Annotated in this window: 10 protein-coding genes; 7 read left to right on the top strand and 3 right to left on the bottom strand. The window is 58.5% G+C overall.

Features of this window, described 5'->3' with window-relative positions; genetic code table 11:
- Positions 1 to 43 precede the first annotated feature (43 nt).
- Positions 44 to 841 (top strand): molybdate ABC transporter substrate-binding protein, encoded by a 798-nt coding sequence (modA, locus tag QEV83_RS16605; protein ID WP_280128781.1) that lies wholly within the window; start codon positions 44 to 46, stop codon positions 839 to 841.
- Here modA and QEV83_RS16600 read toward each other — a convergent pair.
- Positions 833 to 1,945 carry an anhydro-N-acetylmuramic acid kinase gene (locus tag QEV83_RS16600; protein ID WP_280128780.1) on the bottom strand — a complete coding sequence of 371 codons (1,113 nt, stop codon included), beginning with the start codon at positions 1,943 to 1,945 and terminating at the stop codon, positions 833 to 835. The genes modA and QEV83_RS16600 overlap by 9 nt on opposite strands.
- 191 nt (positions 1,946 to 2,136) lie before the next feature.
- Between QEV83_RS16600 and tyrS the strand changes: the two genes are divergently transcribed.
- Positions 2,137 to 3,396: a tyrosine--tRNA ligase gene (gene tyrS / locus QEV83_RS16595; protein WP_280131112.1), complete on the top strand. Its 1,260-nt coding sequence runs from the start codon at positions 2,137 to 2,139 to the stop codon at positions 3,394 to 3,396.
- Between the two features lie 9 nt (positions 3,397 to 3,405).
- On the opposite strand, the gene QEV83_RS16590 is transcribed toward tyrS, so the two are convergent.
- Positions 3,406 to 6,909, bottom strand: coding sequence for an AsmA-like C-terminal domain-containing protein (locus QEV83_RS16590; protein ID WP_280128779.1), 3,504 nt, complete (start codon positions 6,907 to 6,909; stop codon positions 3,406 to 3,408).
- Between the two features lie 284 nt (positions 6,910 to 7,193).
- Here QEV83_RS16590 and QEV83_RS16585 point away from each other — a divergent pair, with 284 nt between their 5' ends.
- The 5 genes from QEV83_RS16585 to QEV83_RS16565 all read left to right on the top strand — a co-directional run bounded on the left by QEV83_RS16585 (position 7,194) and on the right by QEV83_RS16565 (position 13,427).
- Entirely contained in the window at positions 7,194 to 7,673 is a 480-nt protein-coding gene (locus QEV83_RS16585; protein ID WP_280131111.1) for a peroxiredoxin, read from the top strand.
- Between the two features lie 173 nt (positions 7,674 to 7,846).
- Complete coding sequence (locus tag QEV83_RS16580; RefSeq protein WP_280128778.1) at positions 7,847 to 8,446, top strand: L,D-transpeptidase; 600 nt, start codon at positions 7,847 to 7,849, stop codon at positions 8,444 to 8,446.
- 169 nt (positions 8,447 to 8,615) lie between these two features.
- Positions 8,616 to 11,873 (top strand): cellobiose phosphorylase, encoded by a 3,258-nt coding sequence (locus QEV83_RS16575; RefSeq protein ID WP_280128777.1) that lies wholly within the window; start codon positions 8,616 to 8,618, stop codon positions 11,871 to 11,873.
- Between the two features lie 124 nt (positions 11,874 to 11,997).
- On the top strand, positions 11,998 to 12,411 hold the full coding sequence (locus tag QEV83_RS16570; RefSeq protein WP_280128776.1) for a hypothetical protein: 414 nt from the start codon (positions 11,998 to 12,000) through the stop codon (positions 12,409 to 12,411).
- Between the two features lie 23 nt (positions 12,412 to 12,434).
- Positions 12,435 to 13,427 (top strand): zinc-dependent alcohol dehydrogenase family protein, encoded by a 993-nt coding sequence (locus QEV83_RS16565; RefSeq protein ID WP_280128775.1) that lies wholly within the window; start codon positions 12,435 to 12,437, stop codon positions 13,425 to 13,427.
- A 3-nt stretch (positions 13,428 to 13,430) separates the two neighbouring features.
- Here the strand turns inward: QEV83_RS16565 and QEV83_RS16560 are convergent, their stop codons facing one another.
- Entirely contained in the window at positions 13,431 to 14,954 is a 1,524-nt protein-coding gene (locus QEV83_RS16560) for an AAA family ATPase (RefSeq protein WP_280128774.1), read from the bottom strand.
- Positions 14,955 to 15,074 lie beyond the last annotated feature (120 nt).

Raw genomic sequence — 15,074 nt, 5'->3', positions numbered from 1 at the left:
AAGAAGAATTAGCAAACTCCGAGGGTGCGGTTTGACCCTACGCTTGACGCGGCGCCAACTGGCCTGCGTGACTCTCGCGGGGGTCGTCCTCGTGCCGCGTGCGGTCAACAGCGAGCCTTCCGCCACCAGTGGGGACCCGGGCAAGCCGGTCGTAGTGTTGGCGGCGGCCAGCCTGAAGACCGCGCTCGACGCGGTCGCGGCGGCATGGAAGACCCATAACGGCAAAACGGCGTCCCTCGTTTACTCATCTTCCGGCGTCCTTGCAAAACAGATCGAACATGGCGCATCCGCGGATGTCTTCATCTCCGCTGATCAGAGATGGATGGACGATCTCGAAAAGGCCAAACTCCTCCGAACCGGAACGCGCCGGACTCTTGTGGCCAACAAGCTTGTCCTCATCGAATCCAGCGGCCCCGGCGCCAAAATTGAGATCGCCAAGGGATTCGATCTCTCGGGCGCCGCAGGCGATGGCAAAATCGCCGCCTGCGCCCTCGACTCATGTCCAGAGGGCATTTCCGCACAGGAAGCGCTCGAAGCGCTCGGGATCTTTTCGAGTGTCGAACCGAAGCTCGTGCGAGCCGCCAATATCCAGAATACGCTCACTCTTGTGTCGCGCGGCGAGGCCAAATTCGGCATTGTCTATGCCACCGACGCCAAGGCTGATCCCGCTGTGAAGATAGCGGGCACGTTTCCGGCCTCGAGCCACCGCCCGGTTGCCTACGCGGGTGCCCTCATAGAGGCGTCCGCGAACCCCGATGCGGCCGATTTCCTAAGTTACTTGCGGTCGCAAGCGGCGACCAAGATCTTTGCCGGGCAGGGCTTTGAAATATGGTCAAAGTGACGATAGGCCCGCCCGCGCCAGAACTCCCCCAGGCAACGGTCTTTCAACGCCAGTTGTCATCGGAAACGTGATGGGGAGATTTTTGAATGTGCGCACAGCGAGATAAGCGAAGGCTTGAGCTTCCATCGCGTCACTCGACCAGCCGAGCGTTTCCGCGACGGCAACCGGACATGGAAACCTGTTCGTCATTTCCCGCATGAGGGTTTTGTTGCGCGCACCGCCGCCGCAGACGATCGCCATGGAAGGGCTGGAGGGCAAATGCGGCAAGACACTCGCGAGGCTCGCGGCGGTAAAGGCGGTGAGCGTCGCCGCCGCATCCTCGATTGCGAGAGCGTTCACGAGTTGACCCGAAAAGTCATTCCGGTCGAGTGATTTCGGCGGCGGCTCCGCAAAAAAAGGATTGGCGAGAAGCTGATCCAAAATGCTTTGATCGGCCGTGCCCCGCGCTGCCACCGCCCCATCCTGATCGCAGGGGAGCCCCAGCCGGTTGCGCATCAGATCGTCGAGGAGAGCATTGCCAGGTCCCGTATCGCACGCAATAGGCTCCTGGCCCGGCGCGATAAAACTCAAATTGGCGACGCCGCCAATATTGATCACCGCGACCGGCTTCAAAAAGCCCGCGGCAGCAGCGAGCGCGCGATGAAACACGGGAACGAGCGGCGCGCCCTGCCCGCCGCGCGCGACATCGGCGGCACGAAAATCATGGACAACTTTGATCCCGGTTCTCGCCGAGAGGGTGTTACCGTCGCCGATCTGGACGGTCAGGCGGCGGCCGGGCCGGTGCAAGACAGTTTGTCCGTGGAACCCGATCAGATCGATCGTCGCACGGTCGATGGAACCCGCCGACAGAAAAGCTTCGACGGCTTCCGCATGGCGATCCGTGATCATCGCATCAGCGAGCGCCAGAGACCCGGGACGAGACTGGCGATCATCAAGCAAGGCGGCCTCCTGGATCGCGCCGCGCAACAACGCCCTATCCGTTTCGGCATAAGGATAAGATCGCGAAGGGCCAAGAACGATACCCTCTTCGCCATCGGTCTCGATCAAGGCAACGTCAACGCCATCCATCGAGGTGCCGCTCATGAGACCTATCGCACGAAACATTTGAATTGCTTCCCTTGGCAGAAACACACTTTTTGCATCATTTTGCCCCGTGTTCAACGCCCGCCGCGCGTGATCGTGGCCAAGACAGGGCGGTTGCATTGCTGCGCCCTTAACCCTAAATCTCACCGCTCCATAAATCAGGGGATCGCGCAGCTTTTATGGCAGTGAGCCCTGTGACGCAAAGGTTTCCCGTGGCAGGTGATTTTCGTCCTACGTCTGACTTTCTGCAGGTCCTCGCAGAACGCGGCTTCTTACATCAATGCTCCGATCTCGACGGCCTCGATCATATGGCCAAGAGCGGCGACCTCGTCGCCTACATCGGGTTCGACTGCACCGCGCCCTCGCTTCATGCCGGGTCTCTGGTTCAAATCATGCTTCTGCGCTGGCTACAAAAGACCGGCGGCAAGCCGATCGCACTCATGGGTGGCGGCACGACACGAGTTGGCGATCCCTCCGGCAAGGACGCCAGCCGCCAACTGCTCCCCTTGGAGACGATCGCCGCCAATCAGGACGGGATCAAACGAGTCTTTTCCAGGTTTCTGAGCTTCGGAGACGGCAAGCAAGATGCGATCATGCAAGACAACGCAGTTTGGCTCGCATCCCTCAATTACATTGATTTTCTCCGAGACGCCGGCCGCCATTTCTCGGTCAACCGGATGCTTTCGATGGATTCGGTGAAACTGAGACTGGAGCGCGATCAGGAACTCTCGTTCCTTGAATTCAATTATATGTGCCTTCAGGCCTATGATTTCGTCGAGCTTTCCAAGCGCCATAGCTGCAACTTGCAGATGGGCGGGTCGGACCAATGGGGCAACATCGTCACCGGCATTGATCTTGGCCGCCGGATGGGCACGCGCCAGCTTTATGGCTTGACGTCACCGCTTTTGACAACGGCGTCAGGCGCCAAAATGGGCAAGACCGCGCAAGGGGCCATCTGGCTCGATGAAAGCCTGCTCCCCGTTTTCGAATATTGGCAATATTGGCGCAATTGCGAGGACCGGGATACTGGCCGGTTTCTAAAACTCTTCACCGAATTGCCCCTGGATGAAATTGCCCGGCTCGAAACGTTGAGCGGTGCTGAAATCAACGAGGCGAAGAAAATTCTCGCCACCGAAGCGACAACCATGGTGCACGGCCGCGAGGCAGCGATTGAGGCAGCTGACACGGCGCAAAAAACCTTCGAGGAAGCCGCCATCGCCGAACACCTTCCGAGCGTCGAAATCGGCGTCGCCGAAATCGAGGCCGGAATTGGAGTCCTGTCTGCTTTCGTCAAAGCCGGGCTTGTTGCCTCGACCGGAGAAGCCCGCCGTCAAATCAAGGGCGGCGGCCTTAGAGTCAACGGCGAAACCGTCACGGACGAACGGGCGTCGATTGGGCCGCGCGATTTGAATTTGGGCGCGGTCAAACTCTCGCTTGGCCGAAAGCGTCACGTCCTCTTAAAGATCGCCTGAATCACCCGATCATTGCGGCCGCATCGGATCGAAATCAGCGACCCCGAAGATCTGGCGGAAAATTCCCGGCGCGATGGCCGACAGAGGATTAATGTTAAGGGTCGGGGCGCTGGCCATGCCGGTGATCCGGTAATTGACCCCAATCAAACCTTCATTCGTGCTGCCGGCAAGGATAAGTCCGACGACCGGTATCTTGGCGAACAAATTGTTCAGGGAATAGACGGGAACGAAGGTGCCGCTCATATCGACCTGATCATGCACAAAGTCGAGGCTGCCTTGCACCGTGAGTCCAATCGCCTCGCCATGCATGGTTCCCTCGCTGAGATCGAGGCGGCTGCCATCGCGGTGAAAGCGCACTTGCAATTTGTTAAAGGCCATCACGTCGGCGTCGATCTTTTGGCTTTTCTGGGTGTCGACCGGCGGAGCTCCCTCGAGCACGAGCCTGCGCAAGGCAGGTTCGTCGCGCAAGACAAAATCGTCGATCACAAGCACGCCGGTGAGCGTATCTTGTCCAAGGCGCATGCCGACCGTAAGCTGGCCGCGCTCCATATGTTTGTAAAGGTCGAGGAACGACAGAAGCGATCCGGCGTCTTCGCTGATGAGTTTAATTTGGGGAGAGGCACCGCCATTGGTGAGATTGCAGGATATGGGCTGGCTGCCAAAATTTCCCGAGAAACTGAATTGCTGTATCTCATCGCCGCGCTTCGCAAATCTCAGTTCCGCGCCAGTGATGATCGCTTTGTTGTAGCCGCTGAGGATACCGGATTTGACATCGAACTCGATCTCTTTGGCAGGGTTATCCTTGTGCTGGTCACCGCTCGCTGGCGCAGTTCCGTTTGGGTCGGATGGGTTGAAAATCAAGGCTTTCAGGAATGGCCGAGCGTCTATCGTGTTGCCCTGCACGATCACTTTCAGCGTCTCTCCGGCACGCGCGGCTTCGACTTTCATATCGTCGCCTGCAGACACTTTCACTTGTGGAAATCTTGCCGCGATGAGCGAAAAGTCCGTGCCAAGATCCGCAGTGCCACGCGCCTGAATAGTTCCAGAATCGACAATGATCTGATCGAGGGTCGTTCCTGTGTCGTTAACGGCCAGCGCAAATGTAATCCTGCCAGGACGTCCGGCGGGCTTTGAAATACCGTACATATCGATCCCGGCGCCGTTCAAATCGAGATCGACTTTCGCTTTCGGTTTCTCTCCGGTCCCAATCGGCGCTGTGATTTTGGCGCCTATCGCGCCACTCAAACCCGGAACAGAACCAAAACCCAGCCTGGTGCGCGTGACGTCATCCAGTGTTAGGCCAATCGAAGCTTCGGCGGGTTTGCCGGTAGGATGGCCCATGTTGATTGCGACAGGGACACCGAACAACATGCCCTGCCCGGTCGCTCTGAGGCCTGACGGGTCTACGTCAACATTAAGTGTCGCGCCCTCGAGCGCCTCGTTGCCGATCAACCGCTCCGCCGTGAAATTGGTGATCGCCGCATTAGCCTTGAGAGTAATATCGCTTGAACCCTCATCAGAGCCGAGCTTCATGTCGATTTCCAATCTTCCATCGGCCTGCCCCCGCAACGTCGCGGGATCGAGCGCCAAATTGGCATAGGGCTTTAGCGCGCTATACGACAAGAGATCTCCGATCGCCTCGACGCTTCCGGTGACCCTAGCCGTAACCACGGCGGGCGCCGGTTTAAACCCTGTATCGGGAACCTGGAACCCGCCTTCCGCCACGGTCAGCACGCGCTCGTGACCGGCTTCGATGGAAGCATTCGCGACGGTAAAGGCCGCCGTCCGGCCGGTGACATGGCCAACCCCATTGATGTCGCGTAAAGGCGGTACCCCTGGCAAAAATTCAAGACTTGCATGGCTGACCGTGAAATCGACCGCTGCCTTCTCGGCGGGGGGCGGCTGCTGTAGCCTCATCGCCCGCAAATCGGCGGCATTGAAATCGATTTGGAGCGTACCTTTTTCCACGGTTCCATCATGCGCGCGGGGAAGCAAATATGACCTGACAGGAGCCGCAAGAAATGATGGCCAGAGGCGCATGACCTCACGAACGGGTGTCGGCGAGATCGAAGCACCAAGCCGAATGTGAGGCCCATCGGTCCAATCTATCACGCCTGCCATAGCGATGCCGCTCCGGGGCCCGCTCACGGAGACCCGGTCGAGGACAAACTTTTTCTCCCCGAGAAAAAGCCGCGCCGCCACACTGGCATGATCGAGCATGACAGGCTGTTCACCGGGCCGCTCGGGACCCGCCACGCCAGGCTCCGCATTGATAAGTCCTATCGTCCAGGGATCACCCTCATGCACGGGTGGCGTCACCGACCCGGAAAACCCGAAATGCGTCGCTCCGGCGGCGAGCCGCCATCGATCCACAACGATGCGCCGCGCTGCGGGCTCCCAATGAAATCCGCCCTTGATCCCATCGACCATCATGGGTTCGTCATCGGGATCCTCGAAACGCAGATAACCCGAGCCAAAGTCGAATTGTCCTGACGCTTCCGATAACAACCCGTCACCTTGGATCTGCACGTTGAGCTTGCCAGACAAGGGCATATCGAAATCGGCACCAATTGCGCGCGTGCCCGTCGCAAGCAAAATTTCATCGATGGACAGATTCGCAATCGAAAGTTTCAGGCCCCGTTTGGAACCAGGCTTTCCTTCAGCCATGCCCGAGATTGACCATCTACCATTGGGCCCCTCGACAGAAAGATTGAATTTGGTCGCGCCGGAGACCTTATCAAAAGAGAGATTGACACCATTGAAGGCCAGCGTCTGGCCGGTGGTCTCATCGTCAATGACGATCTTGCCCTGTATAATCCCAACGCGGTCGATCGCCGCGGCCGGGCTCTCAGGACTGGTCAGCGTGTCGATGACGAGCCGGATCGCGGCCCCCATCTGCTTGACCAGCAACGCCCGCGGCTTTGGCGCCAACTCTTGAGCCTGATTTGGCGTTGCCGCATTGGGCGGCACCAAATTGTCATGTTCCGCAAGCGCCGTGGCAAGCGGCGGAGTGAGAGCCACGAGGTCCGAAGCATTCGCCGAAACCGGCATGGCGAGCGAACCATCGGGCCGCAGTTGCAAATGCAACTCGATGTTGAAGATTTCGAGTCGTCTGGGCGTCACACGCCCAAAAAAGAGGGCGAGCGGATCGACAGACACTTCAGCGCGCGGGGCGGTCAGGACCGTTTGCCCGGAGCGCTCCTTGATCACCAACTTGTCGACGCTCAACGCGGGCGCATAGCCGCTCCTGATGATCGCAGTTTCGCCAAAACCGAATTCAAACCGGTGGCCAAACCGGTCGTCGAGGGCCTTGGCGATTTGCGGTCCCATTGCGCCGATCGAGAGCGGCGCAAGCGCGATACGGGTCACAAATAGTCCGGCGCCGACGAGGATGAGAACAGTCAGTCCCAAAATCAACTTACAACTGATCCAAGCGAACCGCGCTGCGCTGCGCTGTCCGCCGCCGATCTCAGTGCAAGGAGCGGCATTCGCCGCTTTTTGCTTCCGGCGCAACCATTGCTCCGGCCAGGGACGGGACCGGGCCGGATTTTCCTTACTATCTCCGACCAACCGCACGTGGCCTTTACAAGAGCAAGCTTAAACTGGAAACTTCAATCCCTACGCCTATGCGCAATGATCGGGAGTATTTTACCATCAAAGAAGCACTTACCGAAATGTCGCGCAGAGCAGCAGGGCGAAAGGTCAAACTCCGCCAATCGCCGTTCAATGTGACGAAAGGAAGGCCCGTGCCGAAAAACCTGTCGAAAGAACCGTCCGCTATCGCCAACAAGAGCCCAATGGTCAAACTGGAAAAGAAATTGGGTCCTGGGGATTTGCCCCCCGATTTTGAATTGCCCGACGATTCAGGACACAAAATCTCGCTCGCAAGCTTTGCTGGCCGCATCCTTGTTCTTTATTTTTATCCAAAGGACGATACGTCGGGCTGCACCAAGGAGGCAATCGACTTTAATGGCTTGCGGGGCCAATTTAATAAGGCGGGCGCCGCCATCCTTGGCGTATCGCCAGATTCATCGGCCAGCCACACTAAGTTTAAAGCTAAGCATAAGCTAGATCTGGCGCTCGGGGCCGACGAAACGAAGGCCACGCTCGAAGCCTATGGCGTCTGGGTAGAGAAAAGCATGTATGGCCGCAAATACATGGGTGTCGAGCGCACGACCTTCCTCATTGGCAAGGATGGCCGCATCGCGGCTGTGTGGAATAAGGTGAAGGTTCCAGCTCACGCCGAAACCGTGCTCGCGGTCGTCAAGGCGCTTTGAGGTGCAAGATCAAACGGAGGGTTAACTCTCGGCCGCAAGAAAAAATTAACCACGCATGCCTAAGCTCTAGCACGACTCAACAATGATTCTCGTGATTTTTACTGTAAATCGGAACTTACATTAAAGTTGCGAACTTATATTTTATTTATCAAGAGTTGGGGAGGGAGCATATCATGCGCGGCATTTTAAGTGCGTGTACCGTGTTTTGCGGAATTCTCAGCGTTCAGGAAGCCGAAGCCACGGTGCAAATCGCGATTGATCTGAGTTCGCAGACCATGCATGTGCGCTCCGAGACCGGCAGTTATGACTGGCGGGTTTCAACCGCCCGTTCCGGCTACAGGACCCCGCGCGGGACGTATCGCCCCTACCAGTTGGTGCGGATGCATTATTCCCACAAATACCATATGTCGCCGATGCCTTATTCCATATTCTTCGCGGGCGGCTATGCCATTCACGGCACCTATTCGACATCACAGCTTGGCCGCCCTGCCTCGCATGGCTGCATCCGGCTAGCGCCCGGCAACGCGGCAGTCCTGTACCATATGGTGCAAGCCGAGGGCGCCCGGATAAGCATCTCCGGCTCGCCGCCTGGCTCAGGCTATTACGCCCACAAGAGGCCGCACAGCGGCACCGGCATCGCTTACGCCGCCTGGCACCGGAAACATCCCCACGCGCTGGCCTATGCCCCCGCAAAACATGCGCCAGTCCCGGTCCGGGCTTGGCAGGCGGACCCCGTCCAAAGAGCAACGCCGCAATGGCCGGACTGGCAGTAATTCCCTTCGCCGCGATAGGACGGAGACGATAAACCTGACCGGAACTCCATGTCCGAGGGTTGCGGCCGCGCTTTTGCGCTCGCGCTGACCGGCTTTTTTTGATCATGTGGCTCCACATGATTCGCAAGCGCCTTTCAGCTCTCACACATCTCTGCAGCGGGGAAGCACAATGACGCCCTCGGGCAAGCGCGGCTGGACGACACCGCGCGACCAGGATCTCCAGTTGCGCCGGATCGAGAACCCCTCGGGTCTATCCATCAGCGTCCTCCCGAATGGCAGTGTCTTCGCGATCACCTTCACGCTCCCGCATGGCGTGATCAACATCAACCAGTTGCTTGGCTCGCCGGTGGATGATGGGATTGGACGGATGTATTTGCGCCTCGATGGCGCGGCTCCGTTTTTGATCCAAGCCGCCGGGCCACGTGCCAATGCCAAGTTCTCAGCCGCCAGCGACGGCTTTGTGTGGGAAGGGGAAACGTGCGGTCTCCGCTATCGCCTGACATTGTCGCTGCATCCTGCGGAGCCGGCTTGGCTCTGGCGGCTGGAAGCCCAAAATACCGGCACCGTCCCCGCGCGCTTTGACGCGATCCTCATACAGGACCTCGGTCTCGGCGATCGCGGATTCCTGATGAACAACGAAGCCTACGCCTCGCAATATCTCGACCATCACATCGCCCAGCACCCCGCTTACGGTCCCGTAATCATGAGCCGGCAGAACCTTGCGCAAGGCAGTGGCAATCCCTGGGTCATGCATGGATGTCTTGATGGCGCACTCGGTTTTGCGACCGACGGACTGCAGCTTTTCGGGCCGAGCTTTCGTGACAGCGACGGATTTGGCTTTGCGTTTGAGGCGAACTTGCCGGACACGCGGCTTCAGCACGAAGTCGCTTGCGCCGCAATTCAGTCCGGGCAACACGTGCTGCCGCCTGGCGCTTGCACGACCGTGCGCTTTTTTGGCTTTTATATGCCCGATCACCCCGAAGCCTCTAGCGACAGTGATCTCGCAACGCTCGATGATTTGACATGGACTGATAATGAGCCGGCGGCCTCCATCGCTCTCGCTCCGCCTGTCAGGAGTTTCGTCCAAGATGCGCTTGCAGCTATCGCTGAGCCGCTGGATACTGCGAGCCTCGCGCAACTTTACCCGGAACGGCTCCACGAGGAGCGCAAAGATGGATCGCTCCTATCCTTCTTCGTACCAGATCCGCCGCACAACCGGCATGTCGTATTGCGCGACAAGGAACGGCGTGTCACCCGTCGGCACGGCACCTTGCTACGATCGGGCCAGGCCTTGCTGCCGGACGAGTCGACTCTTTGCGCCACATGCTGGATGCATGGTGTATTCGCCGCGCAGCTGACGATCGGCAACACGTCTTTCCACAAACTATTTTCTGTCTCGCGCGATCCTTACAACATCACTCGCGCGAGCGGCCTCCGCATCTTGATCGAAGCGGCTGACGGCTGGCGGATGCTCACGATTCCCTCCGCGTTCGAGATGGGCCTCTCCGATTGCCGCTGGATCTATTGTTTTCCCACGCGGACGATCACTGTTGACGCTGTCGCGTCGGGCGACGATCCCGCGATGCAATGGCGCATCGCCGTCGATGGCGAGCCGTGCCGCTTTCTTGTCTTCGGACATTTGGTGCTTGGCGAGCGCGAACTCGAGAACAAGGGCCTTGTCGAAGTTGATCCGCACCGAAAGCGCTTTTCGATGCGGCCGGACCCAAATTCCATTTTGGGCAAGCATTATCCCAATGCCGTCTATCATCTCACGACCGCCACGCCAGAGGCGGTTGAGGCGATCGGTGGCGACGAATTGCTCTATGCCGATGGCCAACCCCGGCATGGAGCCTATGTGGCGCTCCGCACCCGGCCCGTTCGCAGCTTCTGTTTCGCCGTCACCGGATCGTTAACTGATCCGCAATTCGCGGCGCAACTTGCCGACAATTATCAAACCGGCGTCGACGATCGAAGCCTCCTTTCGCCCGCGCGCCGCTACTGGGAAGGAATCACGCGCAACCTCCGGATCTCCGGTGGAGACGCGGGGGGCACCGCATTCGACTTGTTGTCTCCATGGCTCGCCCACAATGCCATGATTCATCTCACCGTGCCGCACGGTCTCGAACAATATACCGGCGGTGCCTGGGGAACCCGCGATGTCTGCCAGGGTCCCGTCGAATTCTTTCTCGCGCTGGAACATGACGAGCCCGTTAAAGAGATCCTGCGCATTATCTTCGCGCAACAATATGAGACGGGGGGTGATTGGCCGCAATGGTTCATGCTCGAACCCTACTCCATCATCCAGGACCGCGTGAGCCATGGTGACGTGATCATGTGGCCGCTCAAGGCACTGAATGATTACATCGAGGCAACGGGTGATTTTGCTTTTCTCGACGAAGCCATCGCCTGGCGGCGCGCTGACACATTTGAGCGGACCGTTCGCCAAGATACGATCGCCGCTCACGTCACAAAACTACTCGCAACGGTTCGTGAGCGTTTCGTCCCGGGCACCCACCTCATTGCCTATGGCGAAGGCGATTGGAATGATTCCCTCCAGCCCGTCGATCCAAGGATGCGGGACTGGATGGTCAGCAGCTGGACGGTCGCGTTGCTGTTCGGTGAGATCAACCGCTACGCCGAGGTGCTGCGGCGGGCGGGGCGCGGCGGCGATGCCAAGGAACTGAGTGAACTTAGCACCGCTATACGCCACGATTTCAACCGCTTTCTTATCGGTGACGGCACAGTCGCGGGTTATGGGATTTTCGTGCCGGGCACCGAGCAGATCGAACTGCTGCTGCATCCAAGCGACGTGCGCACTGGTCTCAAATACTCGCTGCTTCCCATGACCCAGAGCATCATCGGCGGCCTATTTACGCCCGAACAGATAACGCATCATCTTCGGCTGATCCGCAAGCATTTGCAGTTTCCCGACGGCATGCGCCTGATCGACCGGCCCGTCGTCTATCGCGGCGGCCCGCAAACCATGTTCCGGCGGGCGGAGTCCTCATCCTTCTTCGGGCGTGAAATCGGTCTCATGTATGTCCACGCACATTTGCGCTACGCGGAGGCCATGGCGATTGTTGGCGATGCCGAAGCACTTTGGGACGCGCTCCAGCTTGCAAGCCCCATCGCCGTGACGGATACCCTCGCTCACGCACAGCTGCGCCAGCGCAACGCTTACTTCAGCAGCAGCGACGCTGCGTTTCCAGACCGCTATGCCGCAAGCAAAGATTGGGAACAGGTCAAAGCCGCCAATATTGGCGTCGAAGGCGGCTGGCGAATCTATTCCAGCGGGCCCGGAATTTTCACGAGCCTTTTGGTCCGGCATGTTTTCGGCCATAAGAGGCTCTGGGGCGAACGTATCGTGCAGCCATTGCTGCCCGCCGCGCTTCAGGCCATGGCAATGACCTTGAATTCAAGCGTGTGAAAGACGAGTTGATCAAAATCAATCTCGAAACGCCGCCACCGCGCTAAATTCCTATAACACGAGCAGCCCAGCATCTGGCGGGTAAAGGCTTCCGGCAAGGAAGAGAAAGCGCCTTGAGGATCGCATGAAACATTTGGAGCATCCAACAAAGCTTGATTGGGCAAAGCTTCCGCCTGCCTTCCGGCGCATTCGCCTGGAACTCGCGCGCGAAAAAGGCCATCCCGAGGGAAGCGCTTTGATCGGCTACACACTCATTGCGCCGCTCGATGATAAGGGCCGGATCGATCTCAATTTGTGGCATGAATTCCATGACTTTTGCCGCGTCGTCCGGTTCCGTCCAAACGAAGCCGATGATATCGGCCATCTCGTGCGCAAGCCCGGTGGAGCCTGGGCTTTTCGCTACGATGTCGGCGGCGACCAGGCCGATGAGACAGGTTATCATTTCAGCTCGGACGAGTTCAATATTGGAGATTATGTGTCCGTCCGTGAGGAGGATGAGTTGCGCACGTTTCAAGTCGCCTCAGTGGAACCCGTCTAAATGACCATCTGAAGAGACTTGTAATGTTCGGCATGGTCCTGCACACAATAGGCACGCCTCTTGTGTTTGAGGAATTGCCTGATCCCTTTCCGGGCCCCGGCGAGCTGCGCGTCCGGGTTGAGGCTTGCGGCGTCTGCCGGACGGATCTTCACGTCGTTGACGGAGAACTGCCGGACCCAAAATTGCCGATCATTCCTGGCCATGAGATTGTCGGGCGTATTGATGCACTCGGCCCGGGTGTGGATAATCTCAAAATTGGCGAGAGAGTTGGCATCCCCTGGCTAGGGGCAACGTGCGGCGTCTGTCCCTATTGCGCCAGCCAAAGGGAAAACCTCTGCGACCGGCCGGTGTTCACAGGGTACACGCGAAATGGCGGTTATGCGACCCACGCGATTGCCAATGCGCGCTATGCTTTTCCGTTGCGCGAAGACAGCAAGGCGGCAGCGCTGGCGCCCTTGCTTTGTGCCGGTCTCATCGGCTGGCGCTCGCTTCGCTTCGCAGGCAACGCCAAGACGCTCGGTCTTTATGGGTTTGGGGCGGCGGCCCATATCATCGTGCAGGCCGCACTCAAGCAAGGGCGTCGGGTTTTTGCTTTTACGCGCCAAGGCGACACAGCCTCGCAGGCTTTTGCCTTGCGCCTCGGTGCCGCCTGGGCCGGCAGCTCCGCTGAACCTCCGCCCGAGCTGCTGGATGCGGCGATCATCTACGCGCCAGTCGGTGAATTGGTGCCTGCCGCCCTCGCGGCGGTACGCAAGGGTGGAGTCGTCGTGTGCGCCGGGATCCATATGAGCGACATCCCTTCATTCCCATATCGTCTGCTTTGGGAAGAACGTCAGATCATCTCTGTTGCCAATCTCACGCGGCGGGATGGACTCGAATTTCTTGCCTTTGCCACGGAAGCAGGAATTGAAACGCAGATTACGACCTATCCGCTCGATCAAGCAAACAGCGCCCTCGCTGATTTGCGAGCCGGACGGTTGGAGGGCGCGGCGGTGTTGCTTCCGCCCCCTTACTGATCATTAGAGTGCGGCAAGAATACAGCTCGTGATTTCCTCAATCGGCGCCGAGGCATCCACGCGATGCCAATCCATCGCTCCGGCTTTCTGTTTCGCCTGTGCCGACACGACACCTGCTGTGGCATCCGAGGCATCCCTCGTGCGCGTGGTGACACGTTGCATAAGCTGGCCGATTGACGCTTCGAGCCATAGGCCCGTGAAATGAGCTTTGTTCTGGCTCGCGACCAGCTTTATCGCCTCGCGTTCTTCCGGGCGCAGATGCACGGCATCGACGATGACGCTTTGGCCAGCGTTGAGCGCGATTGCCGCCAAATCCCGCAGACGCTGATACGTCCGTTCCGTGATTTCGGGCTGATAGGCCGCCTCTGGCAAGCGGTCGAACTCGTGAACATTGAACAGCCGCTTGCGTTCAATATCGCTGCGCAGATGCACGGCACCGGGCGCACATCCGATCGATCCCGCGAGCGCGGCGGCAAGCGAGCTTTTGCCGGAGCCAGACAATCCACCGATGGCAACCAAATCAAGCCGCCGCGGCACCAGAAATTCGCAAGCCGCCTCGAAATAATGGCGAGCTTCCCGTGCGTGATCCTTCGCTCCGCCAGGCTCAAGAACGATCACCTTGGCGCGAATTGCGGCGCGCAAGGAAAGGAAAAGCGGGATCAGCGAAGGGCCCTTGAGCTGCGTCTCGATATCATCACAAGTCCAGAGATACCGGTTGAACAAAAGATTCGCATGGCGACGCAATCCGCGCGTCCACAGATCCATCAGCAGAAACGCCAGATCATAAAGCACGTCGCATGTCGCGAATGCCTCGTTGAATTCAATCGCGTCAAACAACACCGGCCGGTCTTCGATCAAGACGATATTGCGCAAGTGCAGATCTCCGTGGCAGCGGCGCACCCATCCTTGATCTTCGCGCTCTCGCAGCAAGGGTTTTCCTCGATTTAAAGCTTGCTGCATTGCCTGACGAAGCCACGCGGCGGCACGCGCCGCGAAGACGTCTTGTTCTGCTTCGAGGGAGACAAGCGTTTCCTCGATCTGAGCTTCCAGCACGCCGGGCGAATTTGCTCCTATGATAACTGGCGCGCGTCGGTGCGACGTGGCGACGGCGCAAGCAAGACGGGCAATCATTTCAAAATTGAGTTCGTGGCGTTCGGCTAAATTATCGAGCGTCTGGTTTTCATCAAAGCGCCGCATATGCACGGCCCATTCGATGATCGGCCCACCACTTCCCAACCTTAATTTGGAATCCTCTCGTGAAATTGGAACCGCGCCAAGGTAGAGATCCGGAGCATTGGCTTGATTGACCACAAGCTCGCGCGCGCAGGCCAACTGCCGCTTGTCGAGTGTCGAAAAATCCATGAAGGGAAAGCGCACCGCTTTCTTGACTTTGTAAACATCCTTGCCTGCGAGGAAAACCGCCGCCCCATGCGTATCTATGCGTTTGACTGGCGTACTCAGCCCGTGCGTCGCGGGGTCCGCCAGGAAGGCGAAGACTTCGCTTTGATCAAATGCACGCTGTTCCACTTTGGCTCATTTCGCGGGAGCGTTGTCAGCCCAGTCAAGATTGTCCTATCGAAAATTTATCAGTCTGAGGCAAAGATTTGATGTATGTCAGTATCGTCCCGTATCTAAGCGGCAAATTTA

It is taken from the genome of Methylocapsa sp. D3K7 (assembly GCF_029855125.1).
In the GTDB taxonomy this organism is placed as follows: domain Bacteria; phylum Pseudomonadota; class Alphaproteobacteria; order Rhizobiales; family Beijerinckiaceae; genus Methylocapsa.
The sequence above is the reverse complement of the archived record's forward strand: the minus strand, read 5'-3'. Positions and strand labels throughout refer to the sequence as shown.

Coding starts and splice junctions, on each gene's coding strand:
- QEV83_RS16600 (WP_280128780.1), bottom strand. CDS start 1,945: ATGTTTCGTGCGATAGGTCTCATGAGCGGCACCTCGATGGATGGCGTT.
- QEV83_RS16585 (WP_280131111.1), top strand. CDS start 7,194: ATGGTCAAACTGGAAAAGAAATTGGGTCCTGGGGATTTGCCCCCCGAT.
- QEV83_RS16580 (WP_280128778.1), top strand. CDS start 7,847: ATGCGCGGCATTTTAAGTGCGTGTACCGTGTTTTGCGGAATTCTCAGC.
- QEV83_RS16575 (WP_280128777.1), top strand. CDS start 8,616: ATGACGCCCTCGGGCAAGCGCGGCTGGACGACACCGCGCGACCAGGAT.
- QEV83_RS16570 (WP_280128776.1), top strand. CDS start 11,998: ATGAAACATTTGGAGCATCCAACAAAGCTTGATTGGGCAAAGCTTCCG.
- QEV83_RS16565 (WP_280128775.1), top strand. CDS start 12,435: ATGTTCGGCATGGTCCTGCACACAATAGGCACGCCTCTTGTGTTTGAG.